23 protein-coding genes are annotated in these 23469 nt (G+C 61.5%); 14 read left to right on the top strand and 9 right to left on the bottom strand.

What is annotated here, in order from left to right; all coding sequences use genetic code 11:
• Window positions 1-41: 41 nt before the first annotated feature.
• The 6 genes from ACM6UT_RS10245 (at window position 42) to ACM6UT_RS10220 (ending at window position 5577) form a co-directional block, all read left to right on the top strand.
• On the top strand, window positions 42-428 hold the full coding sequence (locus ACM6UT_RS10245) for a YkvA family protein (RefSeq protein ID WP_416797233.1): 387 nt from the start codon (window positions 42-44) through the stop codon (window positions 426-428).
• A gap of 300 nt (window positions 429-728) precedes the next feature.
• Window positions 729-1232: an invasion associated locus B family protein gene (locus tag ACM6UT_RS10240; protein WP_416797232.1), complete on the top strand. Its 504-nt coding sequence runs from the start codon at window positions 729-731 to the stop codon at window positions 1230-1232.
• Between the two features lie 298 nt (window positions 1233-1530).
• Window positions 1531-2730: a dual-specificity RNA methyltransferase RlmN gene (gene rlmN, locus ACM6UT_RS10235; RefSeq protein WP_416797329.1), complete on the top strand. Its 1200-nt coding sequence runs from the start codon at window positions 1531-1533 to the stop codon at window positions 2728-2730.
• A 122-nt stretch (window positions 2731-2852) separates the two neighbouring features.
• On the top strand, window positions 2853-3806 hold the full coding sequence (locus tag ACM6UT_RS10230; RefSeq protein ID WP_416797231.1) for an ABC transporter substrate-binding protein: 954 nt from the start codon (window positions 2853-2855) through the stop codon (window positions 3804-3806).
• A 98-nt stretch (window positions 3807-3904) separates the two neighbouring features.
• Window positions 3905-4786 carry an ABC transporter permease gene (locus tag ACM6UT_RS10225; protein WP_416797230.1) on the top strand — a complete coding sequence of 294 codons (882 nt, stop codon included), beginning with the start codon at window positions 3905-3907 and terminating at the stop codon, window positions 4784-4786.
• Window positions 4783-5577 carry an ABC transporter ATP-binding protein gene (locus ACM6UT_RS10220; RefSeq protein ID WP_416797229.1) on the top strand — a complete coding sequence of 265 codons (795 nt, stop codon included), beginning with the start codon at window positions 4783-4785 and terminating at the stop codon, window positions 5575-5577. Before ACM6UT_RS10225 ends, ACM6UT_RS10220 begins: the two co-directional genes overlap by 4 nt.
• An 83-nt stretch (window positions 5578-5660) precedes the next feature.
• Here ACM6UT_RS10220 and ACM6UT_RS10215 read toward each other — a convergent pair whose 3' ends face one another.
• Window positions 5661-6302, bottom strand: coding sequence for a LysE family translocator (locus ACM6UT_RS10215; RefSeq protein WP_416797228.1), 642 nt, complete (start codon window positions 6300-6302; stop codon window positions 5661-5663).
• A gap of 80 nt (window positions 6303-6382) precedes the next feature.
• Window positions 6383-7246 (bottom strand): SDR family NAD(P)-dependent oxidoreductase, encoded by an 864-nt coding sequence (locus ACM6UT_RS10210; protein WP_416797227.1) that lies wholly within the window; start codon window positions 7244-7246, stop codon window positions 6383-6385.
• 201 nt (window positions 7247-7447) lie between these two features.
• On the opposite strand from ACM6UT_RS10210, the gene ACM6UT_RS10205 reads away from it, so the two are divergent.
• From ACM6UT_RS10205 to ACM6UT_RS10180, 6 genes are all read left to right on the top strand, one after another.
• Window positions 7448-8671: an argininosuccinate synthase gene (locus ACM6UT_RS10205; protein ID WP_416797226.1), complete on the top strand. Its 1224-nt coding sequence runs from the start codon at window positions 7448-7450 to the stop codon at window positions 8669-8671.
• A 97-nt stretch (window positions 8672-8768) separates the two neighbouring features.
• Window positions 8769-9260: a hypothetical protein gene (locus ACM6UT_RS10200; protein ID WP_416797225.1), complete on the top strand. Its 492-nt coding sequence runs from the start codon at window positions 8769-8771 to the stop codon at window positions 9258-9260.
• A gap of 252 nt (window positions 9261-9512) precedes the next feature.
• Window positions 9513-11600: a M3 family metallopeptidase gene (locus ACM6UT_RS10195; protein WP_416797224.1), complete on the top strand. Its 2088-nt coding sequence runs from the start codon at window positions 9513-9515 to the stop codon at window positions 11598-11600.
• Window positions 11601-11727: 127 nt separating this feature from the next.
• The gene (locus ACM6UT_RS10190) at window positions 11728-13308 is read left to right on the top strand and encodes an alkaline phosphatase D family protein (protein WP_416797223.1); all 1581 of its coding nucleotides are present in this window, start codon (window positions 11728-11730) and stop codon (window positions 13306-13308) included.
• A 188-nt stretch (window positions 13309-13496) separates the two neighbouring features.
• Window positions 13497-15329 carry a translational GTPase TypA gene (gene typA / locus ACM6UT_RS10185; protein WP_416797222.1) on the top strand — a complete coding sequence of 611 codons (1833 nt, stop codon included), beginning with the start codon at window positions 13497-13499 and terminating at the stop codon, window positions 15327-15329.
• 201 nt (window positions 15330-15530) lie between these two features.
• Window positions 15531-16037 carry a GNAT family N-acetyltransferase gene (locus tag ACM6UT_RS10180; RefSeq protein WP_416797221.1) on the top strand — a complete coding sequence of 169 codons (507 nt, stop codon included), beginning with the start codon at window positions 15531-15533 and terminating at the stop codon, window positions 16035-16037.
• A 19-nt stretch (window positions 16038-16056) separates the two neighbouring features.
• On the opposite strand, the gene ACM6UT_RS10175 is transcribed toward ACM6UT_RS10180, so the two are convergent.
• Window positions 16057-16677 carry a hypothetical protein gene (locus ACM6UT_RS10175; protein ID WP_416797220.1) on the bottom strand — a complete coding sequence of 207 codons (621 nt, stop codon included), beginning with the start codon at window positions 16675-16677 and terminating at the stop codon, window positions 16057-16059.
• A 188-nt stretch (window positions 16678-16865) separates the two neighbouring features.
• Between ACM6UT_RS10175 and ppa the strand changes: the two genes are divergently transcribed.
• Complete coding sequence (gene ppa / locus ACM6UT_RS10170) at window positions 16866-17399, top strand: inorganic diphosphatase (protein WP_416797219.1); 534 nt, start codon at window positions 16866-16868, stop codon at window positions 17397-17399.
• A 5-nt stretch (window positions 17400-17404) separates the two neighbouring features.
• Here the strand turns inward: ppa and ACM6UT_RS10165 are convergent, their stop codons facing one another.
• Entirely contained in the window at window positions 17405-17719 is a 315-nt protein-coding gene (locus ACM6UT_RS10165; RefSeq protein WP_416797218.1) for a DUF167 domain-containing protein, read from the bottom strand.
• Window positions 17716-18006, bottom strand: a complete 291-nt coding sequence (locus ACM6UT_RS10160) for a YggT family protein (protein ID WP_416797217.1) — start codon at window positions 18004-18006, stop codon at window positions 17716-17718. The genes ACM6UT_RS10165 and ACM6UT_RS10160 overlap by 4 nt, the downstream gene beginning before the upstream one ends.
• Before the next feature lie 145 nt (window positions 18007-18151).
• On the opposite strand from ACM6UT_RS10160, the gene ACM6UT_RS10155 reads away from it, so the two are divergent.
• Window positions 18152-19399, top strand: coding sequence for an MFS transporter (locus ACM6UT_RS10155; protein WP_416797216.1), 1248 nt, complete (start codon window positions 18152-18154; stop codon window positions 19397-19399).
• Here the strand turns inward: ACM6UT_RS10155 and ACM6UT_RS10150 are convergent.
• The 4 genes from ACM6UT_RS10150 to ACM6UT_RS10135 are packed head-to-tail and all read right to left on the bottom strand — an operon-like array spanning window position 19384 to window position 23397.
• Entirely contained in the window at window positions 19384-20115 is a 732-nt protein-coding gene (locus ACM6UT_RS10150; RefSeq protein ID WP_416797215.1) for a glutamine amidotransferase, read from the bottom strand. The two genes, ACM6UT_RS10155 and ACM6UT_RS10150, sit on opposite strands and share 16 nt — an antisense overlap.
• Window positions 20105-20581, bottom strand: a complete 477-nt coding sequence (locus ACM6UT_RS10145; RefSeq protein ID WP_416797214.1) for a tellurite resistance TerB family protein — start codon at window positions 20579-20581, stop codon at window positions 20105-20107. Before ACM6UT_RS10145 ends, ACM6UT_RS10150 begins: the two co-directional genes overlap by 11 nt.
• Before the next feature lie 10 nt (window positions 20582-20591).
• The gene (locus tag ACM6UT_RS10140) at window positions 20592-22160 is read right to left on the bottom strand and encodes a heme biosynthesis protein HemY (protein WP_416797213.1); all 1569 of its coding nucleotides are present in this window, start codon (window positions 22158-22160) and stop codon (window positions 20592-20594) included.
• Between the two features lie 10 nt (window positions 22161-22170).
• Entirely contained in the window at window positions 22171-23397 is a 1227-nt protein-coding gene (locus tag ACM6UT_RS10135) for a mitofilin family membrane protein (RefSeq protein WP_416797212.1), read from the bottom strand.
• Window positions 23398-23469: the final 72 nt, after the last annotated feature.

Genomic DNA, 23469 nt, shown 5'->3' with positions numbered 1-23469 from the left:
CTTCCGTTTTCCCATATCGTGACGGAATGCGAGGACGAACCATGGACGAGATCAAGTTCGGTGAGATTCTGCTGCCCGGGGATGAAGAGACCCAGGAGCGACAGGAGAAGACTGTTCGGGCGAGGTTCTGGCCGACAATGCGCAAGGCCATACGCCAACTGCCCTTCGGACGCGACGTCGTTGCCGCGTACTACTGTGCGACCGATCGACAGACGCCGTTGCGCGTGCGCGGCATCCTGCTGGCGGCGCTCGGCTATTTCGTGCTTCCTTTTGATACGGTGCCCGACGTGCTGGCGCTCGTCGGCTTCACCGATGATATCGCAGTCTTGACGACAGCGTTTGCGTTGATCAACAGCCATATCCGGGAGCACCACTACGAGGCGGCGGATCGTGCGCTCGCCTACGAGCCCGGCGTTGCCGCCCGGTGACGGACGCAGCGACAATCCGTGCGGAAGCGATGTCACTATGTCGACCGTGCCGCTGCCGGGAAAGGACAAACTCTCGCCGGATTTGTTCTGTTCTGATCAGGCTGCTGGGGTGGTGCGCAACGTCAGATGACGTTAGCGATCAAAAATCGGTCTGATCGGCTGAAATGCTGCCTTCGGCGACGAGATCGGATGCCTTGTTGACGGTTTGGTAACCTAAATTAAGTCAAACTGAATCAGGTTTTAAGATGATGGCTCGGCGCGCGGTCGGGTCTTGGACGGAAACGTAAGCGGCAGGACAACATGTTTGTAAGACGTATCGCAACCGCATTGGCAATCGTGCTAGCAGGCTACGGGACAGCCGCTGCTCAGGCGCCGACCCGCATCGAGCAATTCAAGGCATGGGGGGCGTATTCCTACAAGTCGAACGGCGGAACGGTATGCTATGTGCTTTCGGTTCCGACGGCGAAAGAACCTCCGGCCGTCGATCACGGCGACATATTCTTCATTGTCTCGCAGCGTCCCGGCCAGAATATCTCCTACGAGCCGCAGGCGATGATGGGCTACAAGCTGAAGGACGGCTCGAAGGTGAACGTCACCATCGACAACAAGAACTTCGTGATGTTCACGAAGGACAAGGCGGCCTGGGTCGAGAATGCCGCGGAGGAACCTGCCCTGGTCGCGGCGATGAAGGGCGGCTCCTCCATGACCGTGAAGGCGACATCCGCCCGCGGCACGCCGACGTCCTACACTTATTCGCTCTCCGGCATTTCCGCAGCGCTCAGCAAGATCGAGGCCTGCAAGTAACTCGGCGCGGCACGCACATAACAGTCCGCACGTGACGGGGCGACTTACGTCGTCCCGTCACTTAGCGTTTTTGGCTGCCGTCGACGCTGCGTCCACATTCCGGATGACGCCGTCCCCGTTTGGTGGTAAAGGGCCGCCGGAAAACCTATATGGTCCGGATAAAATCCAATTCCTCCGGTGGAACTCTACAGGAACTAACGACCGGCACGCCCGTAACGACAAGATCGCGGGTGAGGCGTGGTGCGTGAGGTGAAACGGTATGGCTTCTCTTGACGCTGTGATTTCAGGCAAACCCAAGATGGCGCTCGCGCCGCTGCAGGACACTGTCTCCGGCAAGCCGTCGCTGATCGGCCTCGACCGGGAGCAGCTTGCTGCGGCGCTGCGCGACAAGGGTGTCCCCGAGAAGCAGATCAAGATGCGTGTCGCGCAGATCTGGAACTGGATCTATGTCCGCGGGATCTCTGATTTCGACGCCATGAGCAACGTCGCCAAGGACATGCGCGAAATGCTGAAGGCCAATTTCACCATCGCCCGGCCGGAGATCGTGGAAGAGCAGGTGTCGAACGACGGCACCCGCAAATGGCTGCTGCGCTATCCGCCGCGCGGCGCCGGCCGCCCGGTCGAGGTGGAAACCGTTTATATTCCCGAAGAAGGTCGCGGGACGCTCTGCATATCGAGCCAGGTCGGCTGCACGCTGACCTGCTCCTTCTGCCACACCGGCACCCAGCGCCTGGTGCGCAACCTGACGGCCGAGGAAATCCTCTCGCAATTGCTGCTCGCCCGTGACCGGCTTGGCGATTTCCCGGATCGCGACGTGCCGCAAGGCGCCATGGTTCCCTCCAGCGACCGCAGGATCACCAATATCGTGATGATGGGCATGGGCGAACCTCTCTACAATTTCGAGGAAGTAAAGAAGGCGCTGCTGATCGCAACCGACGGCGATGGCCTTTCGCTTTCCAAGCGACGCGTGACGCTGTCGACCTCGGGCGTGGTTCCCGAGATCTACCGCACCGGCGAGGAGATCGGCTGCATGCTGGCGATCTCGCTGCATGCGGTGCGCGACGAGTTGCGTGACATGCTCGTGCCGATCAACAAGAAATATCCGCTGAAGGAACTGATCGAGGCCTGCCGGGCCTATCCGGGGCTTTCGAATGCACGCCGCATCACCTTCGAATATGTGATGCTGAAAGACGTCAACGACAGCCTGGAGGACGCCAAGGGCCTCATCCAGTTGCTGAAGGGCGTGCCGGCCAAGATCAATCTCATTCCGTTCAACCCCTGGCCGGGCACCAACTACCAGTGCTCGGACTGGGCGCAGATCGAGAGATTCGCCGATTTCATCAACCAGGCCGGCTATGCTTCGCCGATCCGCACCCCGCGTGGTCGGGACATCCTCGCTGCCTGCGGCCAGCTGAAATCGGAATCGGAGCGCATGCGCAAGACCGATCGCCTGGCCTTCGAGGCGATGATGATCGTCGGTCACGGCGAAGACGACTGAGTCTTTTTTGGCTGGCGAAGACGTTTCACTAGAATTCATCGGCACTGTATCGGGTCATGAATTGATTTCCGGCGTAACGTTACCTAAGACCATCAGTGTAATCTCAGTTAACGGAGGAATTCATGCGCGCCACCCTACTTGCCCTTTTCGCTGCCACCGCCCTGATCTTGCCGGCCAAGGCCGAAGAGGTTACGGTCGCCGTCACCGCCATCGTCGAACACCCGGCGCTCGACGCCGCGCGTGACGGTGTCAAGGCAGCCCTGGCGGAAGCCGGCTATAAAGAAGGCGAGAACCTGAAGTTCGTCTACGAGTCGGCCCAGGGCAATCCGGGCACGGCCGCGCAGATCGCTCGCCAGTTCGTCGGCGATGCCCCGACCGTCATCGTTCCGATCTCGACCCCATCCGCCCAGGCCGTCGTTTCCGCGACCCGCGACATTCCCGTGGTGTTCACTGCCGTGTCCGACCCGCTCGGCGCCGAATTGATCAAGGACATGGAAAAGCCGGGCGGCAATGTCACGGGCCTTTCCGACATGTCGCCGGTGGCCGACCATATCGCGCTGATCAAGGAGATCACTCCGAACGCCAAGTCGATCGGCTTCATCTACAACACCGCCGAAGCCAACTCTGTCTCGACGCTTGCTGCCTTGAAGGCAGAAGCCGAGAAGGCAGGGCTGACCGTCGTCGAATCCGTCGCCACCAAGTCGGCTGAAGTGCAGGGCGCCACCCGCGCGCTGGTCGGCCGCGCAGACGTGATCTACGTGCCGACAGACAACACGATCGTCTCGGCATTCGAGGCAGCCGTCGGCGTCGCCGAGGAAGCAAAGATCCCGCTCTTTGCCGGCGATACCGACTCGGTGAATCGCGGTGCGCTAGCAGCGATCGGCTTCAACTATTTCGACGTCGGCAAGCAGACCGGCGCGATCGTCGCCCGTGTCCTCAAGGGCGAAAAGCCGGGCGATATTCCTGTCCGCGTCGCAGCCGGCACCGACCTCGTGATCAACAAGAAGGCTGCGGCCAAGATGGGTGTGACTTTCCCGGAAAGCATCACCAGCCGCGCCACCAAGACGATCGAGTAATCTTCGACAACCGGGGCCGTGTTCGCGCGGCCCCGCCAACTGCCTGCGCACAGGGCCGTGGCAACCGGCTGTGCGTGGCCTTCAAGGACTTATCCACCGTGAGCCAAATCGCCTTCTGGGGTGCCGTCGAGCTGGGTCTGGTCTTCGCCTTCGTGGCGATCGGCGTCTATCTTGCCTTCCGCGTCCTCGACTTCCCCGACCTGACCGTCGACGGTTCCTTCCCGCTCGGCGCCGCTGTCGCAGCCGTTCTCATCATCGCGGGGCTCAATGCCTGGGCTGCAACAGCCATTGCTATGATTGCCGGATCCGCTGCCGGCCTCGTGACCTCCGTTCTCAATGTCCGGTTCAAGATCCTCAATCTGCTGGCCTCGATCCTGACGATGATCGCGCTGTTCTCGGTGAACCTGCGCGTGATGGGCAAGCCGAATGTTGCGCTGCTCAACCAGGATACGATGCTGACGCCGTTCTATGGCCAGGGTATTCCCGAATATCTGGTGCGCCCGCTCTTCGTCTTCCTGCTGGTGGTCGCCGTTGTCTTCCTCGTTTGGCGCTACCTCGAAAGCGATGCGGGGCTCGCAATGCGGGCGACCGGAGCCAATGCGCGCATGGCGCGGGCGCAAGGGGTACAGACCGACAACCAGATCTATCTCGGCATCGCCCTTTCCAATGCGCTGGTGGCACTGGGCGGCGCCCTGTTCGCCCAGACCAACGGCTTTGCCGACGTCACCTCGGGCGTCGGTACGATCGTCGTGGGGCTGGCCGCCGTCATCATCGGCGAAACGCTGTTTGGCAAGCGCGGCCTGCTGATCGCGCTCATCGGCTGCGTCTTCGGCTCGATCGCCTACCGCCTGGCGATCCAGCTCGCGCTGTCGAGTGACGTGCTCGGCCTGAAGGCCTCTGACCTGAATTTCGTCACCGCCGTTCTCGTTGCTGTCGCGCTCGTCCTTCCGAGACTGCGCCGTGGAGGAGCATCGGCATGATCGCACTCGAAAACATCGAAGTCGTGTTCGGTCGCGGCACGCCGCTGCAGAAGCAGGCGCTGAAGGACGTCAATCTCACCATCGAGACCGGCTCCTTCGTCACCGTCATCGGCTCCAACGGCGCCGGGAAGTCGACCCTGCTCGGCGTACTCGCCGGCGACGTTCTGCCGACGTCCGGCCGCGTGACCATCGGTAAGACCGATGTGTCGCGCAAGACAACGGCGACGCGCGCCGGCCTTGTCGCGCGCGTCTTCCAGGATCCGCTTGCCGGCAGTTGCGGCGCACTGAGCATTGAGGAGAACCTCGCGCTCGCCTCGATGCGCGGCAAGCGGCGCGGGCTCGTGTCTGCACTCGGCGGCTCACGCCGCGGCGAATTCCGCGACCGCATCGCCTCTCTCAATCTCGGCCTGGAAAACCGTATGGCGGACCGCATGGACCTCTTGTCCGGCGGCCAGCGTCAGGCCGTATCGCTGGTCATGGCGACGCTCGCCGGATCCGAGGTGCTGCTGCTCGACGAGCATACGGCCGCGCTCGATCCGGGCATGGCGGAGTTCATCATGAACCTCACCCAGTCGATCGTTTCGGAACGCAAGCTGACGACCCTGATGGTGACCCATTCGATGCGTCAGGCACTCGATTTCGGTACCCGCACGATCATGTTGCATGCCGGCGAGATCGTCCTCGACGTGGCCGGCGACAATCGAAAGGACCTGCAGGTCGAGGATCTGATCGACATGTTCCGCCGCATTCGCGGCCAGACGCTGGATGACGACGAACTGTTGATCGGCTGATCGGCTGAGCCGGTCGTGACGAGGCATGAAAAAGGCGCCATCCCCGCGGGGGCTTGGCGCCTTTTTCTATTCGAGCCTGTTGATCAGCGGGCCTGCGTGAACAGGATCTTGATGGCGAAGATCGAGAAGACGCCGGCGAAGGTGTAGTCGATGGCGCGCAGGATCCTGCGGTTCGTCTGCAGCCAGGACGACAGAACGTCAGCCATGAATATGATGGCAAGACCGATCGGAAGGGAGAGAATGATCGACCAGATGCCGAGGAAGAGCAGCTTGCCGGTCACGTTCGGGTCGCTGGCGCTGACGAATTGCGGCAGGAAGGTCATGAAGAAGATAATGACCTTGGGGTTCAAGAGGTTGACCCAGAGGCCGTTGAGGAAGGCCTTCGTGGGCGAAACCTGCCGCTCGCCATCGGCCCGTACGACGAAATTGGAGCCGTGGCGAACGGCCTGGATCGCCAGCCAGAGAAGATAGGCCGCGCCGCCCGTCTTGAGCAGGGTGAAGGCGGTGGGCGAGGCGACAATCAAGGCCGAAATGCCGAAGGCGACCAGCATGGTGTGGATAGAGATACCGAAGCTCGTGCCGGCAAGCGTCATCAACCCGGTTGCGCGACCGTCGCGCAGCGAGCGGCTGATCCAGAGCGTCATGTCGGGTCCGGGGGTAATGGCGAGCAGGAATATCGCGAGGCTAAAGGCAAGAATGGTGGGCAAGCTGGGAATGAAATCCATGGGAAATGTCCGCAACGAAAGAAGCCCGGAACGGGCGACGCACAGGCGTCATCCATATCGGGCTCCTTGCGGCTTGCCAATCAGCTTTGCTTCTCGACGAGATGGGCCTTGAAACTGTCGGCGTAGTCCGCATGCCAGCGGGAGAGCGGCGGGCGGTTCTCCACGATGTCTCCGGTCGCCCAGAGCATGCGTATTTCATCGGTGCGGCGATCAACTTCATTGTCCGGGCATAGAATGTAGAAGTCTCCGTCCGAAAGACGTTCCATCATGAAGTCCACCGTCTGTTCCGGCGTCCAGGCGCCGGCCGGCTTTTCGGTTCGTCCCTGTGCCGTCAGCGCAGTGAAGACGAAGCCGGGAATCAGCAGATGGGCCGAGACCCGGCAGTCCGGCGTGTTTCGCAACTCGTGCTGCAATGCCTCGGTGAACACCTTTACGCCGGCCTTGGAGACGTTGTAGGCGGGATCGCCCGGCGGCGTGGTGATGCCCTGCTTCGAGCCGGTGTTGATGACAAGCGCCGGTTCTCCGTGGGAAATCATGCCGGGGCCGAAGGTGCGGCTGCCGTTGACAACACCCATCAGGTTGACGGCAAGTACATTCTCCCAGTTGGCCTGCGGCCCGAAGATGGCGCTGCCTGGCTGTATGCCGGCATTGTTCATCAGCACGTGGACGCGGCCGAAACGCTGAACCACGGTACGCTCCAGCGCCTCTAGCTCCTCCCGCTTCGACACGTCCGTCGGAATCGCAACCACGTCGGTCGCACCGCTCGGCGAGAGCGAGGCGACTGCGGCCTCGGCTTCCGCCAGCCGCTCGCCGACCAGATCGGCGATCACGACGCACATGCCGAGGCGCGCGAAGTGCTTCGCAGCGGCCAGGCCGATGCCGGATGCCCCGCCGGTGATCACAGCGAGATTCCCCTTTTTGAATGCCGGGTGAAGTCTTGTCATGCAATTCTCCTCAGCTCATCGGGTGAAGAGGTGATATGGCCCATGGCGGCTGGAAGGTCAAATCTGCAATTTGCCGCGTATTCGGTCTGACGCCGGCAGTTCACCTCGGCACGCTTCCCCTTGCACCCGGCGATAATCTCGCTAAAAGTGCCGCCAAACGCGCACTCCGCTCACCGCTACCCGATACAAGTGGAACTCAACATGGCACTCCCAAAAGACGTCAAGAAGGTCGTCCTCGCCTATTCCGGCGGTCTCGATACTTCCATCATCCTGAAATGGCTGCAGACCGAGCTCGGCGCCGAGGTCGTTACCTTCACGGCCGACCTCGGTCAGGGTGAGGAACTCGAGCCCGCACGCAAGAAGGCCGAGATGCTCGGCATCAAGGAGATCTTCATCGAGGACGTGCGCGAAGAATTTGTCCGCGACTTCGTCTTCCCCATGTTCCGCGCCAATGCGGTCTATGAAGGCGTCTACCTGCTCGGCACCTCGATCGCCCGGCCGCTGATCTCCAAGCACCTCGTCGACATCGCCCGCCAGACCGGCGCCGACGCGATCGCTCATGGCGCCACCGGCAAGGGCAACGACCAGGTCCGCTTCGAGCTGTCGGCCTACGCGCTCAACCCCGACATCAAGATCATCGCGCCGTGGCGCGACTGGGCCTTCAAGTCGCGCACCGACCTGCTCGAATTCGCCGAGCAGCACCAGATCCCGGTTGCCAAGGACAAGAAGGGCGAGGCGCCCTTCTCCGTCGACGCAAACCTTCTGCACTCCTCCTCCGAGGGCAAGGTGCTGGAAGACCCGGCGGTCGAGGCGCCCGAATATGTCCACATGCGCACCATTTCGCCGGAGGCCGCCCCGGACAAGCCGACGATCATCAAGATCGGCTTTGAGAAAGGGGATGCGGTCTCGATCAACGGCGTGCGCATGAGCCCGGCGACGATCCTCGCGAAGCTCAACGATTACGGCCGCGACAACGGCATCGGCCGCATCGACCTCGTCGAAAACCGCTTCGTCGGCATGAAGAGCCGCGGTGTCTACGAAACGCCCGGCGGCACGATCCTGCTGGCAGCTCATCGCGCGATCGAGTCCATCACCCTCGACCGCGGTGCTGCTCATCTCAAGGACGAGCTCATGCCCCGCTACGCCGAGCTCATCTATTACGGCTTCTGGTTCTCGCCGGAACGCCAGATGCTGCAGGCGGCCATCGACCTCAGCCAGAAGGATGTCGAGGGCGAGGTGACCCTGAAGCTCTACAAGGGCAATGTCATGGTGATCGGGCGCGAGAGCGAAAAGTCGCTCTATTCCGACAAGCTCGTCACCTTCGAGGACGACCAGGGCGCCTACGACCAGAAGGACGCTGCCGGCTTCATCAAGCTCAATGCCTTGCGTCTGCGCACACTCGCAAAGCGCAACCTCGGCAATTGATCAGTCACGATTTGTGAGGAGCCTGCCGCGCGCGCGGCAGGCTTTCTTATGTCATTCGCCGGTTGGCTTGGCGAAAGCTACGTAGGCGAGGATGGCGATGAGCTCCATCGCCGGAATGACGATGCCGAATGCGCGCAGCAGATCGCCGATCAGCGCCGCCGAGAAAGCCGGATCCCATCTGTACGAAACCGATCAGGGCCGCGGCAGAGCCGGCAATCGCCGGATGCGGCTGCAGACCCGCCGTGGTGATGTAGGGGATGACGGATGCCATCCCGAAGCCGCAAATCGCGACCGGCATCATGATGGAAAGGAACGTCGGTTCGACAATTGCCACCGAAACGGCAATGCAAGCACCTCCGGTTCCGGCAAGCGTCAGGCCGGTCAAAAGCGCTCGTCGCTCGCCAAGACAAGGCGAGAGAATCCGCAGTGCGACAGATCCGAAAAAGGAAGAGCCGGTCTGCATCAGCATTCCAACTCCGAATTCGGCCGGGTTCAGACCGACGCTCTTGATCAGGATGAAGGGCAGCATCGTCGACTGGGCGTAGAGGGCGCCGACGGTGCGGGCCAACACGAAGGCTGCAATGTCTGATGTTCAAGTCCGCCTGGCAGGCGCGCCGCGAAGAATTCGTGCGGTGCAGGTGGGCGGACCATAGGTCACCCGTCCAAATTTGACGAGAGGCCTATCGGCGACCCAGGGTCGGATTCGTGCCGTGGCTTTGAAGAACCGTAGACCGTTCCGGTTTTGCCTTGCCGGTCCTTGCCAAGGCAGCGTTCGCCGCCCCATATCGGTAGGAAATGTGCAACGCAGCGGTCGGCCGCGACCAGATGAAGGGAATACGAGATGGCTCCAGCTTCTTCGCTCAATACCGCACTCACCGAATGGAATGGTTTCCAGGGATTGCCCCGGTTCGACGCGGTGTCCGACAACGATTTCGCGCCGGCCTTCGAGGCGGCGTTCTTGGAGCACGACGCAGAAATCGAGGCGATCGCAGGCAATCCGGAGCCACCGACCTTTGTAAACACCGTCACGGCACTGGAGATCGCCGGTGAAAGCCTGTCGCGAATTTCGGCGCTGTTCTGGAACCGTGCCGGCGCCCACACCAATGAGACGATTCAGGCGCTGGAGCGGCAAATCGCGCCGAAGCTGTCGCGCCACTATTCGAAGATCGGAATGAACGCGGCGCTTTTTGCACGAATTGACTCGCTTTGGCAGCAGCGTGAGGAACTCGACCTCTCAGTCGAGGAGATGCGTGTCCTCGAGCGTCATTGGAAAGGTTTTGTGAAATCCGGTGCCTTGCTCGCCGAACCGCAGCAGCAGCGTCTCGCCGAGATCAACGAACGACTGGCGGGTCTGGGCGCAAGGTTCGGCCAGAACGTGCTCGCTGACGAGAAGAACTGGTCGTTGATCTTGTCCTCCGATGCGGAGCTTTCTGGGCTGCCGGATTTCCTCAAGGACGCGATGGCCGCAGCCGCGCGTGAACGCGGCGCCGAGGGCAAATATGCTGTTACGCTCTCACGCTCGATCATCGAGCCGTTCCTAACTTTCTCCGAAAGGCGGGACCTGCGCGAGCAGGCCTTCAGGGCCTGGACCGCTCGTGGCATGAACAAGGGTGAAACCGACAACCGTGGCATCGTGAGCGAGACGCTCTCGCTTCGGCAGGAGCTGGCCGGCCTGCTCGGTTATGCCAACTTCGCGGAGTTCAAGCTGGACAATACGATGGCGAAGACGGCGAGTGCCGTGAATCATCTTCTGATGACCGTCTGGGAAAAGGCCGTCCGGCGCGCGGCAGAAGAGGAGGCGGACATCGCTCGGCTAATTGCCGCCGAAGGCCGTAACCATGAGGTCATGCCGTGGGATTGGCGCCATTACGCCGAAAAGATCAGAGCGCAGAAGTTCGATTTCTCGGAAGCCGAGCTGAAACCATATCTCCAGCTCGAGAAGATCATCGATGCTTGCTTCGATGTAGCCGGCCGGCTCTTCGGCATCATCGCAGTCGAAAAGAAGGGAATTCCTGCCTACCACCCGGACGTCCGCGTCTTCGAGATCCGCGACCGGAGCGGGACGCTGGTCGCGCTCTTCCTCGGCGACTATTTCGCCCGTTCCTCCAAGCGGTCGGGCGCGTGGATGAGTGCTTTCCGCTCGCAGCACAGGCTGACGCTGAAAGACGGCACGACCGGCGAAATGCCTATCATCTACAATGTGTGCAACTTCGCGAAGCCCGCGGAGGGTAAGCCGGCGCTGCTTTCGCTCGACGACGCGCGCACGTTGTTTCACGAATTCGGCCACGCACTGCACGGGATGCTTTCGAATGTCACCTATCCCTCGGTCGCTGGCACCGGCGTTTCCCGGGACTTCGTTGAATTGCCCTCGCAACTTTACGAACATTGGCTGACGGTGCCGGAAATCCTGACGCGTTATGCGGTCCATTACGAGACCGGCCAACCAATGCCGAAGACACTCCTCGACAAGGTCCTGGCAGCCCGCACCTTCAACGCGGGCTTCAACACCGTGGAGTTCACATCGTCTGCCCTGGTCGACATGGCGTTTCACACCCGGACCTCAGCCGATGATCCTATGGCCGTACAGGAGGAGGTCTTAAAGGAGATCGGCATGCCGCGTTCGATCGTGATGCGGCACGCCACGCCGCATTTCCAGCACATCTTCGCCGGCGGCTATTCGGCAGGATATTATTCATACATGTGGTCGGAAGTCCTCGATGCGGATGCGTTCGCGGCTTTCGAGGAAGCTGGCGATGCCTTTGACGCGACGATGGCCAAAAAATTGAAGGATAACATCTATTCCGTCGGCGGTTCGATCGACCCGGAGGACGCCTATCGGGCTTTCCGAGGCAAATTGCCGGACCCGGAGGCAATGCTGCGCAAGAAGGGGCTGGCGATGATGGAGGAGATCCACGGCAGCGATGCCTAGATCGTCGGGGGAGTGTCACAGAACGGTGACGTAAGTTTCATCTCCGGATCAAGTGACTGACATGAAGCTCTGATTGTTTCCGCCGGCGGGCGATGGTCGCCCGCCGGCCAAAACGAGGAGAGGTTTCATGACGCAGTCACCGAGGGCGCTGTCGCGCCGTTCGTTTCTTCTGTCCGCAGGTGCGACCGGCGCCGTCGCCGTGTCGGGCCTGCCACTGCCGTTTTATGCCCGTGCCGCGGAACGGCCGCTCTTCACCCACGGTGTCCAGTCGGGCGACGTCGACGTCTCTTCGGGTATGATCTGGGGCCGGGTTGATCGCCCCTCGCGGATATTCATGGAGTACGCGACGAACGAGAGCTTCTCCAACGCTGTCAAGCTGGCACCGCTTGATGCGCTGCCGGAAAGCGATTTCGCCGTAAAGCGCCTGTTGACGGAACTGCCGTCCGATCAGGACATCTTCTACCGTTTTGTCGCAGCCGACCTCTCGTCCATCAATACGCTTTCCGAGCCGGTTACGGGTCGCTTCCGCACGGCGCCGGCCTCGAAACGCTCGGTACGTTTCGCTTGGTCCGGCGACACCGCCGGGCAGGGCTGGGGCATCGACGAAACCGGCATGAAGACCTATTCGACGATGGCCAAGCATCAGCCGGACTTCTTCATTCATTCCGGTGACACGATCTATGCGGACGGCGCGATGAAGGACGAGGTCACGCTTTCGGATGGCAGTGTGTGGAAGAACGCGGTGCTGATCGACGAGAAGCGTAAGGTGGCCGAGACGCTTGCCGAGTATCGCGGGCAGTGGAAGTACAACATGCTGGACAGTCATGTCCGCGACTTCAATGCCGTTTGTCCGACCTTCTTCCAGTGGGACGACCACGAGGTCGTCAACAACTGGTCTGCGTCGAAGGACCTGACGAGCGACGATCGTTATACGGAAAAGTCCGTCGCCCTCCTTACGGCCCGTGCGGCGCGCGCTTTCCACGAGATGGCGCCGATCCGCTACACGCCTGCCGAGCCGGGCCGCGTCTATCGCAAGATCGCCTATGGCCCGCTCGTCGACGTCTTCTTCATCGACCTGCGCTCCTACCGTGGTCCCAATCACGACAGCATGGAAACGGAGCTTTCGCCCGAGGCACGGATCATGGGCATCGAGCAGGTCAACTGGCTGAAGCGCGAGCTCGCCGCCTCGAAGGCGACCTGGAAGGTGATCGCCTGCGATATGCCGATCGGAGTCATCGTCTGGGACGACTCCAAAAACCGAAAGGGGGCAGAAGCGATCGCGCAGGGCGACCATGGTTCCGCAAAGGGGCGCGAGCTCGAGATTGCCGACCTTCTGCGCTACATCAAGACCGCTGGCATCACGAACACCGTATGGTTGACCGCCGACGTTCATTATACGGCAGCCCACTACTACAATCCTGACAAGGCTCAATTCCAAGATTTCGAACCGTTCTGGGAGTTCGTCTCCGGTCCGCTCCACGCCGGCACGTTCGGGCCCAATGATCTCGACATGACCTTCGGACCGGAACTCAAGTTCGTGAAGGGGCCGACTGCCGAGCAGGGGCAGAACCTACCGCCCTCGATGGGCCTGCAGTTCTTCGGCCTTGTCGACATCGACGGGCAGAGCGAGCAGCTGACGGTTCGGCTCATGGACCGCGACGATAACGAGCTCTATAAGATCACGCTCGATCCGGTGCGTAGCGCCTAAGACTTGGAGGCAGGGTCGGCTTTCCGGCCCTGCCTCCGCGAAATGCGTACCGGCGGCAGAGGTCCCCGGAAAGGGCCGCAGCCGGGGCTTTTGCCTTTTTTTCTTTCGCAAACGCAAAAAACACGGTATGAGCGCGCCAAACAAACAAGGCGCCCACAGTTTTGCGCCCAGCCCCAGAGATACCTAATATGAAACTTCGCAATATCGCCATCATTGCGCACGTCGACCATGGGAAAACGACCCTTGTGGACGAGCTCCTGAAGCAGTCGGGTTCATTCCGCGAAAACCAGCGCGTTGCAGAACGCGTGATGGACTCGAACGATCTGGAAAAGGAACGCGGCATCACGATTCTCGCCAAGGCGACTTCGGTCGAATGGAAAAACACCCGCATCAATATCGTCGACACCCCCGGTCACGCCGACTTCGGCGGCGAAGTGGAACGCATCCTGTCGATGGTGGATGGCGCGATCGTTCTGGTTGATGCTTCGGAAGGCCCGATGCCGCAGACCAAGTTCGTCGTCGGCAAGGCGCTGAAGGTCGGCCTTCGTCCGATCGTCGCGATCAACAAGATCGACCGTCCGGACGGCCGCCACGAAGAAGTCATCAACGAAGTTTTCGACCTGTTCGCCAATCTCGACGCGACCGACGAACAGCTCGACTTCCCGATCCTCTACGGTTCGGGTCGCGACGGCTGGATGAACGTCAATCCGGAAGGCCCGAAGGACCAGGGGCTGGCTCCGCTGCTCGACCTCGTGCTTGAGCATGTTCCGGAGCCGAGCGTCGGCGACGAGGACGGCGCTTTCCGCATGATCGGCACGATCCTCGAAGCCAACCCTTTCCTCGGCCGTATCATCACCGGTCGTATCCATTCCGGCTCAATCAAGCCGAACCAGGCCGTGAAGGTGCTCGGCCAGGACGGCAAGCTGATCGAAAGCGGCCGCATCTCGAAGATCCTCGCCTTCCGCGGCATCGAACGCACCGCCATTGACGAAGCCCATGCGGGCGACATCGTTGCAATCGCCGGCCTTTCCAAGGGCACGGTTGCCGACACGTTCTGCGATCCGGCCGTGACCGAGCCGCTCACCGCGCAGCCGATCGACCCGCCGACCGTTACCATGTCCTTCCTCGTCAACGATAGTCCGCTGGCCGGCACCGAGGGCGACAAGGTCACCAGCCGCGTCATCCGCGACCGCCTGTTCAAGGAAGCCGAAGGTAACGTCGCTCTGAAGATCGAAGAAGCCGAAGGCAAGGACTCCTTCTTCGTCTCGGGTCGCGGCGAATTGCAGCTGGCCGTCCTGATCGAGACCATGCGCCGCGAAGGCTTCGAGCTTGCCGTTTCGCGTCCGCGCGTCGTCATGCACAATGACGAGACGACCGGTCAGCTCATGGAGCCGATCGAGGAGGTCGTCATCGACGTGGACGAGGAGCATTCCGGTATCGTCGTGCAGAAGATGTCCGAGCGTAAGGCCGAGATGGCCGAGCTTCGGCCTTCCGGCGGCAATCGCGTCCGTCTGGTGTTCTTCGCGCCGACCCGTGGCCTCATCGGCTACCAGTCGGAACTGCTGACCGATACCCGCGGCACGGCGATCATGAACCGCCTGTTCCATGATTATCAGCCCTATAAGGGCGCGATCACCGGTCGTACCAACGGCGTGCTGCTGTCGAACGGCGCCGGCGAGGCTGTCGCCTATGCCATGTTCAATCTCGAGGACCGCGGTCCGATGATGATCGAGCCCGGCGAGAAGGTCTATGCAGGCATGATCATCGGCATCCACACTCGCGACAATGACCTCGAGGTCAACGTTCTGAAGGGCAAGCAGCTCACCAACATCCGAGCCGCGGGCAAGGATGAAGCGGTCAAGCTCACCCCGCCGATCCGCATGACGCTCGACCGTGCGCTGTCCTGGATCCAGGACGACGAACTGATGGAAGTCACGCCGAAGTCGATCCGCCTACGCAAGATGTATCTTGACGCCAACGACCGCAAGCGGTTCGACAAGGCCCGCGCTGCACAGGCTTGATTAGTTATCGCTCATATAAATCATTAACCCCGGTTCCAGAAACCGGGGTTTTTATTTGTGGTTACGAATCCTCCGGTCTTGTCGGAGCGTTTAAAAAAGCGTTAAATTTCCACCTATGGTCCAGATGACAAGTCTGTTGGCAATGCCGGTTCGCACGACGGGCGGATGGTGAGATTGTCCAGACAGGACGAGAGTGGCGTTATGAAGACGTTGTCGATTGATGTTCGGCCTGCGGAACCGCAGGACGCTGCAGCCATCGCGGAGGCGCACCGCCTCTCGTGGCAGCATGCCTATGCCGGACTCATTCCACATCGCGCCCTGACCAAGATGATCGAGCGTCGCGGCGAGACCTGGTGGCGCAAGGCCACGCGTGGGCCGGCGACCATCCTTGTCGTCGACGTTGCCGGTACGATCGCCGGGTATGCGACCGTCGGCCTCAATCGCTCCCGAGCCTTGCCTCAGGAAGGCGAGATCTACGAGATCTACATCCGTCCGGAATATCAGGGAATCGGCCTCGGCTACCTCCTTTTTGGAGAGGCGCGGCGTCTCCTGAAATCACTCGGTTGCTCCGGTTTAGTGGTCTGGTGCCTTGAGGAAAGCGACCACGCCTCGCAGTTCTTCCGTTCGAACGGCGGTGTCGACGCTGTCGAAGGCATGGAAGACTTCGGCAACCTGCAGCTGAAGAAGCTCGGATTCATCTGGAAATAGGCTCCCGCCCTGGAGCAGATCAGGGGGAGGTTTCTGGCCAGACGTAGGTTGGTTCGCCGCTCTTGTCGCCGCGTTTCCCGAACCACGTGCTCTTGTCGCGACCGCAGGCGAAGTCTTGCGCCTGCTCATCGGCCACCTTGCGGGCGAGTTCGTTGGCGTCCGGATTGGATAGCGCATCCACGTAGCCGACGACGCAGCCGAGGCCGTCACCCGGCTGAGCGACACGGGAAATCACGAGAACCTGCCCGGTACTTTCCTTGGTCGGCATTCCGGCCTGGTCGTCGACGTTCTCAGTGAACCAGCGCAGGATTGTTGCGAAGGGTGTCCCCGTGGTATCGCGCCTCCATTCGATCTTGCTGCCGACATGGTTGAAAACCTCGAAGGACTCGAAGACTTCGTTCTCCAGTATCTTGTCGACTGCGCCGTAAAGGATGCTTTGGCGCAGATCGCTCTCGGCGAAGTGCACGTCATATCCAGCGTACCCACGGCAAAGCAGGCTGGCGCCCATCTCGTCCTCGGCGACGGTGCGGCACTTGTCGAGGTCGAGGTCCGTATAGGCGCTGTCGTTGGCCTGTGCCGCATGCGTGATCACCGGCCAGATCAGGGCCGCCGCCAGCAATGTGAAAATAGGTGGTTTCATCGTCCATCCCCCGTTTGTGTCATTATAACAGTCATGCGACGGTTGGCGCGAGATGCCGTCGACAAAACAGCGGGTTTGGCGGGCCGCGCGCGGCGACGGCGGACGCGACGTTCTCCCAAAGCCGTGTTGCATTGCGCAATGAATCCCATTAGGACAGCCGGGATTTCAACATACCCATGGGGTTAGACATGCGCATCGATGCAATTGCCGTTGGCAAGAACCCGCCCGACGACATCAACGTCATCGTCGAAGTTCCGGTCGGTGGTCATCCGATCAAGTATGAAATGGACAAGGACGCCGGCGCACTCATCGTCGACCGTTTCCTTTATACTCCGATGACCTACCCGGGCAACTACGGCTTTGTACCGCATACGCTGTCGGACGACGGCGACCCGATTGACGTCCTGATCTGCAATACCCGTCCGCTGCTGCCTGGCTGCGTGATCAACGTCCGCCCGATCGGCGTCATGATTATGGAAGACAATTCCGGCAAGGACGAGAAGATCATTGCGGTTCCGTCCCACAAGCTGACGCAGCGCTATGACAAGATCGAGAACTATACCGATCTGCCGGAAATTACGCTGAAGCAGATCGAGCACTTCTTTGAGCACTACAAGGACTTGGAGCCTGGCAAGTGGGTGAAGATCGGCGGCTGGCAGGACGTCAACGTCGCCAAGCAGCTCATCCTCGAAGCCGTGCAGCGGGCCAAGGATTCAAAGTAAGGCTTTCAGCGCGAGAGCAGTTCGCTAATCTTCTCTGCCACTTCCTCCGGGTCGCCGTCGATCCGGAGGATTTTTTGTCTGGCGGTGTCACCGGATACGACCGAGATAGAGGATTTCGGAACCCCGATCGCCTTTGCGAGCAGAGCGATCAGCGCCTTGTTCGCCTTTCCCTTCTCCGGGACGGCAGTCACCTTCGCCTTTAGATAGACGTCATCGTTGGCATTCATCTCCACGCCGTCCACCTGGTCACGCCCGGCATTCGGCGTCAGCCGAATGGACAGTCGCAAGTGGTCGCCGTTGATGCTGTATGGCGGCTTCAAGCGAAGATCGGATAGATGCTCGTCCACATCAGGGACCGGACGAAGAAGATGATTAGTAGGACGATGATCGGGGAAATGTCGATGCCGCCGAGATCCGGCAGTACGCGCCGGATTGGCCGCAGCGCCGGCTCGGTCACATTGTAGAAGAAAGTTCCGAGCGAATTGACGAAACGGTTGCTCGAATTGATGACGTTGAAGGCATAGAGCCAGGAGAAAATGGCACTCCCGATCAGGACCCAGGTGTAAAGGCTGAGGGCCAAATCGATCGTTTGAAACAACGCCAGCATAATCGTCTCCATTTCAAGGTTGACAGAGATGTAGACATTGGCAGCTTATCGGGCAAGTGCCGCAGGTAGGCACAGGGGGAATCATCCTTAATGGTCCCCCGGATTTCGGCCGAGTCCCACCTTCCGAAAGGATTGCTTCCCGACCATGTCTGTACATCTGTCCGGCGACCGCTTCGCAGCCTTCAGGCATGCCTCCTACCTCCGCTTCTTCCTGTCGCGGTTCCTCGCCGCTTTCGCGACGCAGATCCTCAGCGTCTCGGTCGGCTGGCAGATGTATGACGAGACGAAAAGCGCCTTCTATCTCGGGCTGATCGGTCTTTTTCAGTTTCTGCCGGCACTGCTCCTCATGCTTGTGACTGGTTCGGTCGCGGACCGCTATAACCGGCGCGCCATCGTCGCGATCTGCATGATCGTCAGCGCCCTTTGCGGCGCGTCCTTTCTCGCGCTCACGCTCATGGACGCATTTACGCCGGTTCTGGTGTTCGCGATCCTCGTCGTCTTCGGGATCGAGCGCGCTTTCAACGCGCCGGCGACCCAGTCGCTCGCGCCCAATCTCGTTCCGGAGGAGGATCTGCCGAATGCCGTTGCGTGGAACTCCACCTCCTGGCAGACGGCTTCGATCCTCGGGCCGGTTGCAGGCGGCCTGCTTTATGGCGTGAGCCCCGTGGTCGCCTACTCGGTCGCTTTGGCATTTTTTTCAACCGCGGCGCTTCTCGTCTTTCTAGTCGAGCGACCGGCGCAGAGGATCTCCAACAAGGCAGTGACCTGGACGACCGTACTCGCTGGGTTCCGCTTCATCTGGAGCGAAAAGGTCGTTCTCGGCGCGATATCCCTCGATCTCTTTGCGGTGCTCCTCGGGGGTGCCGTCGCCCTCATGCCGATATTCGCGCGCGATATCCTCGTGCTCGGTCCATGGGGACTCGGCTTGCTGCGTGCGGCTCCCGGCATTGGCGCCATTCTCGTCGCGATCGTGCTCGCCGGCTTCCCGGTCCGTCATAATGCCGGTCTGTTCATGTTTGCGGGCGTCGCATTGTTCGGTGCCGGCACGATCATCTTCGGTCTTTCGGAAACGGCCTGGATTTCGATTTTGGCGCTCATGCTGATGGGCGCTGCCGACATGGCGTCGGTCTATGTCCGCGAGACGCTGATCGCACTCTGGACGCCGGATGACGTGCGTGGCCGGGTGAACGCCGTCAATATGGTGTTCGTCGGCGCTTCCAACGAGTTGGGTGAGTTCCGCGCCGGCACGATGGCGTCGCTGGTCGGAGCCGTGCCCGCGGTCGTGATCGGTGGTGTGGGAACGCTTGCGGTTGCCATCCTGTGGGCCGCCGGTTTTCCGCAACTGCGGCGCATCGATAGCCTCGACGCGCCGATGCGTCAGGATACGCGCTGAGACTTTCGCTCGAAGACGAGATCGAGAAAATCAGAGAGCCATGCTCTGAGCGGGGCATCAAAGATCATCCGCCCTTCGAGATGGTCGTGCCCGGGCTGCGCGTTGGGCATGACGAAGCGATGGGCACCGTGGACGACCCAACGCTGCATCATGGCGCGGGTGAGCTCGGCGTGAAACTGCAGGCCCCAGGCATTCTCGCCGTAACGGATCGCCTGGTTGCGGTAGACGTCGCCCTCGGCGAGCAGTTCGCACCCATGCGGCAGGTCGAAACCCTCCCGATGGAAGTGATAGACCATTTGCGGCCAGCGCATGAGCAGGCGGCCCCGTTCGGTCGGGCGGATCGGATACCAACCGATCTCGACCAGACTGTTGTGGTCGGCGGAGACCTTTCCGCCGAGATTGCGGACCATCATCTGCGCACCGAGGCAGATCCCGAGAAACGGCTTCTTCTCCTTGAGCGGAACGTTGATCCATTCGATTTCGTCGAGGATGAACTGATCGGGATCGTTTGCGCTCATCGGCCCGCCGAAGATGACTGCTCCAGAGTGTCCGGCCAGCGTCTCTGGGAGCGGGTCGCCGAGCGGCGGTCTGCGGATGTCGAGCGGGTAACCTTTCTCGAATAGCATTTGGCCGACACGGCCGGGGCTCGAGCGCTCCTGATGGAGTACGAGCAGGACTGGTGCCTTCTGCCGCGATCTCAAGGGATCATGAAGCATCCTTGCTCCCCTGGGCCGCGCGCATGACCGCTTCGCGGCGCTGGCTCACGCGGTCGCGGTCGGAGACTCCGAGCAGATCGGCGATCCGCCAGACGACGTGATCTTCCATTTCGCTTCGGCTGCCATCGGCATAGACGATGTCCCACAGGATGCCGAGCAACTGAAGCCGCTGCTCCTCGTCGAGGTGTCGCTTGATGTCGGACGTGAAGCGATAATAGTCGACGGCTTCACTTTCGGCCCTCTGGCCCGCCTTCAGCAGCGCCTGGAGCTCCTCGTCGTCCAGCCGGTATTCGTCCTTCAACAACTGTTCGAGTTTCTCGCGTTCTGCCTCGTGGACGACACCGTCGGCTTCCATTACCTGGAAACAAAGGGCTGCGACTGCGACCCGCGGGTCGTCGGGAGATATCGCGTCATTGCCGCGACCCTGTGTCAGACTTTGGAAAAAGGCCTGGAGGCGTTCGAGCATCTCTCTTCCTTCAGAAAAGGCGCAAGCGGTTTTTGTCTTCGGCCGGCCGTTGGCCTTCGCGCACGCCCGGGTCGTCCGGAGGATGGCCGAAGAAGGGCGTGGTCGTTTCGGCTTGCTCCGGCTTGCGGACCGGCTCTGCGAGCGTTTTGGGTGACGCCGGCACGTCTGTCTTCTCGATTTGCTCGACGACCGCGCGTTCCTCAGTCGAGGACTGAGCGTTCTTGACCGGCGGAAGCGCATTGATCGCGGCGTCTCCGCGCGAGACGACGCCCTCCTCGACGGGACCTTCCAGTTGATCGAAGGGAACCTTCCACTCGAAGGCGTCGAGGCGACCGGTCACGGGGGACACGGGCAGCCACTTTTCCGAAATGTGACCGTCGGCGATCCACACCGGATCGCGCGGTGCGCGCAGGGCCTGGGCCATCCAGTAGCGTACGCGTCCCTGGTCGCCGGTTTCCGCTTCCTCGATATCGGCCAGCAACAGGTAGACCCGCTCGCGGGCATCCATGCGCGCCGCCTCCTCCGCCCTGGCGCGGGCCCTGGCAAAATCCTGGGCGTCGAGCGCCGCTTCGGCGACGATCAGAAGACTTTCGACGTTGTTCGGGTGCAAGGAAGCCAGCCGTTCGGCGCGTTTCAGGCGATCGACGGCGCTGTCGCCGCCGCGGGCGCGGAGGTACGTTCTGGCAACATCCGGATGCGGAGAATTCTTCCAGATCTGCTCGAGGACAGATGACGCCCTGCGTACATTGTCTTCCCGCAAGTAGGCTTTCGCCGCGACAACGGCCGCCGGAACGAGATCCTTTGCAAGCTTGAGGGCGTGCGCGGCGTTGTCTCGGGCACCGGCAGGATCACCTTCGAGCTGCTCTTCGGCCCTGGCCGTCAGCAGGACCGCTTTCAGGCGATCAGCCTCAGGCCGGGTGAGGACGTGGGCTACGCGCTGCTGGTCGAGCAGACGAATGGCATCTTCCCACTGGCTGGACTGGCAGCGGTATTCAAGCGTGGCTTTTGCGGCCCAAGGCAGATAAGACGCCTGCTCTGCGGCCGTCTCCGCATACTGCCGTGCGGCTTCATGCGCGCCGAGCCGACTTGCTTCCGCATAGAGGCCGTGGAGGCCGAGCTCTTTGGTTTCAGGATCCTCTGCCATCTGCTGGTAGAGCCGACGCGCCTCGTCGTGCCTGCCTTCGATCGCGGCCGTCTGTGCTTCGAGAACGAGGATCAGCGGCTCCTGTTCCGCCCGGAGAAGACCACGGGCGCGGGAACTCATCTTGTGAGCGAGCAACGCGTTGCCGGCGCCGGCGGCGATGAGGCCCGTCGAGAGCGCCTGATAGCCGCGGTCTCGCTTGCGCGCGCGGAAGAAGCGGCGGGCCGAGTGCGGTGATGTCCAGAGCAGGCGGACGATCCACCAGGCCAGCATCACCGCAACGATGATCGCGAGGACGACGGTCGCGGCAACGGTCAGACTCATCTCGATCAGTTGACCCTGCCAGAGGATCGAGAGGGAGCCCGGCCGCTCGGCAAGCCAGGCAAAGCCAAATCCGAGGGCCAGAACGATGAGAATGAAAAGAAGTGTCCGGATCATCGCGCGCTCCTCAGCCCCGGTTGCCGCCGACGGCGCTGGTCATGGCGGTGCCCACCAGCTTCTCGACCTCGATCCGGGATTTCAACGCCTTGGCGAAGTCGGCCGATGCGGCCTTGCCGGCCTCCGGCAGCGTGTCCCATTCGAGCGAAGCGCCCTGGAGATCACCGTTTCGAAGCTTGTCCTCCATGCGCGCGACGATCGCTTCCGGCGTGTCGCCCTCGACATTGCCGACCGGCCGCACCTTGACGACCGAAAGTGCACTCGAAAGCAACCGCTCGGCTAGCCCCTGGTTCGGATCCGGCTGGTTGACCGCTGAGAGAATGGAGCTTGCGGTATCCTGGAACTGACGCACGAGATCCGCACGCGAGGGAATTCCCGTGCGTGCGTAATCCCGGAGCGAGCCAACGATCGGGTCGTCGGGTGTGATGCCGGCGAGGGTGTCGAGTTCGGTCAGAAAGGTTCCGCCACGATCAACGGCAGCCTTCAGTCCGGCGACGGCGATCGCGCGGGCCACTTCGACGTCATCCCGCGGTTCTTCAAGCTTTTTCTCGATTTCGGCGATGCGACCATCGAGGCTGGTCTCAAGCTCTGAAAGTCTGGTTGTCGCCGCTTCCCCGCTCGTCCGAAGGGTCTCGAGCGTGCTCTGCAAACCTGTCAGTTGTTCCCGCACCTGGTCGAGCCCGGTGGTATCGGCGGCCGGTACCGGCTGGCTTGCCGCGCTTTCAAGAGCCGCCAGCCGCTCCTCGATCTGCTTTGTGTCCGCGCCCTGCGAAACGGCCGAGCGAAGGCCTTCAACCTCGCTCCTCAGGGCGGCGAGCTCCGCAGTCTGGTCGGCGGTGGAGCGCTCCGAAGTGGGAGACAGTGCGGGTAGATAGCCGGCATATTGCATGCTGCCGGCAGCGGCGAGGGCGACGAGGCCACCAACGATGCCGGCAGCCGCAACGGCTGCCATCGTGGGTGTCCCTTTGGGCTGACGTGGTGTCTCAAGGGGCAGGGATCCGGATTTCGCGTCGTCCGCCTCGATGGTGTCGGTCGCCGGCGCGGCCTCGGTCTCTGTGTGAGCCGCTGTCTCCGTCCCGTCGGACGCCAGCATCTCCGCGTCCGTCGCACGTTCTTTCGGGCTCTCCGTCTCGGAGGCAGATGCGGCGGCATCAGCTGAGGTTTCCTCTGCCTGCAGGTCGATGGTGACCGGTTCGTTCGAGGACTTGGAGCGACGTGGCGGCTTTCCGGAAACCATGGGTACCTCTTCTTCCGTGCAGTGCTTCGAAGTTAGTCAGTGACGGCCTTCATGGGAAGGGCTCATGTCCAT

This window comes from Ciceribacter azotifigens, assembly GCF_048159625.1.
Classification (GTDB): Bacteria; Pseudomonadota; Alphaproteobacteria; order Rhizobiales; family Rhizobiaceae; genus Allorhizobium; species Allorhizobium azotifigens.
This window is presented reverse-complemented; position numbering and strand designations above follow the sequence as displayed.

Excerpts from the sequence above, each read along its gene's own strand:
- ACM6UT_RS10140 (WP_416797213.1), bottom strand. The coding sequence starts at position 22,160 with ATGATCCGGACACTTCTTTTCATTCTCATCGTTCTGGCCCTCGGATTT.
- ACM6UT_RS10210 (WP_416797227.1), bottom strand. The coding sequence starts at position 7,246 with ATGACAAGACTTCACCCGGCATTCAAAAAGGGGAATCTCGCTGTGATC.
- ACM6UT_RS10215 (WP_416797228.1), bottom strand. The coding sequence starts at position 6,302 with ATGGATTTCATTCCCAGCTTGCCCACCATTCTTGCCTTTAGCCTCGCG.
- ACM6UT_RS10195 (WP_416797224.1), top strand. The coding sequence starts at position 9,513 with ATGGCTCCAGCTTCTTCGCTCAATACCGCACTCACCGAATGGAATGGT.
- ppa (WP_416797219.1), top strand. The coding sequence starts at position 16,866 with ATGCGCATCGATGCAATTGCCGTTGGCAAGAACCCGCCCGACGACATC.
- ACM6UT_RS10190 (WP_416797223.1), top strand. The coding sequence starts at position 11,728 with ATGACGCAGTCACCGAGGGCGCTGTCGCGCCGTTCGTTTCTTCTGTCC.
- ACM6UT_RS10220 (WP_416797229.1), top strand. The coding sequence starts at position 4,783 with ATGATCGCACTCGAAAACATCGAAGTCGTGTTCGGTCGCGGCACGCCG.
- ACM6UT_RS10155 (WP_416797216.1), top strand. The coding sequence starts at position 18,152 with ATGTCTGTACATCTGTCCGGCGACCGCTTCGCAGCCTTCAGGCATGCC.
- ACM6UT_RS10200 (WP_416797225.1), top strand. The coding sequence starts at position 8,769 with ATGAGCTCCATCGCCGGAATGACGATGCCGAATGCGCGCAGCAGATCG.
- ACM6UT_RS10135 (WP_416797212.1), bottom strand. The coding sequence starts at position 23,397 with ATGGTTTCCGGAAAGCCGCCACGTCGCTCCAAGTCCTCGAACGAACCG.
- ACM6UT_RS10240 (WP_416797232.1), top strand. The coding sequence starts at position 729 with ATGTTTGTAAGACGTATCGCAACCGCATTGGCAATCGTGCTAGCAGGC.
- ACM6UT_RS10175 (WP_416797220.1), bottom strand. The coding sequence starts at position 16,677 with ATGAAACCACCTATTTTCACATTGCTGGCGGCGGCCCTGATCTGGCCG.
- ACM6UT_RS10145 (WP_416797214.1), bottom strand. The coding sequence starts at position 20,581 with ATGCTCGAACGCCTCCAGGCCTTTTTCCAAAGTCTGACACAGGGTCGC.
- ACM6UT_RS10230 (WP_416797231.1), top strand. The coding sequence starts at position 2,853 with ATGCGCGCCACCCTACTTGCCCTTTTCGCTGCCACCGCCCTGATCTTG.
- ACM6UT_RS10245 (WP_416797233.1), top strand. The coding sequence starts at position 42 with ATGGACGAGATCAAGTTCGGTGAGATTCTGCTGCCCGGGGATGAAGAG.
- ACM6UT_RS10180 (WP_416797221.1), top strand. The coding sequence starts at position 15,531 with ATGAAGACGTTGTCGATTGATGTTCGGCCTGCGGAACCGCAGGACGCT.
- typA (WP_416797222.1), top strand. The coding sequence starts at position 13,497 with ATGAAACTTCGCAATATCGCCATCATTGCGCACGTCGACCATGGGAAA.
- ACM6UT_RS10150 (WP_416797215.1), bottom strand. The coding sequence starts at position 20,115 with ATGCTTCATGATCCCTTGAGATCGCGGCAGAAGGCACCAGTCCTGCTC.
- ACM6UT_RS10205 (WP_416797226.1), top strand. The coding sequence starts at position 7,448 with ATGGCACTCCCAAAAGACGTCAAGAAGGTCGTCCTCGCCTATTCCGGC.
- rlmN (WP_416797329.1), top strand. The coding sequence starts at position 1,531 with ATGGCGCTCGCGCCGCTGCAGGACACTGTCTCCGGCAAGCCGTCGCTG.
- ACM6UT_RS10160 (WP_416797217.1), bottom strand. The coding sequence starts at position 18,006 with ATGCTGGCGTTGTTTCAAACGATCGATTTGGCCCTCAGCCTTTACACC.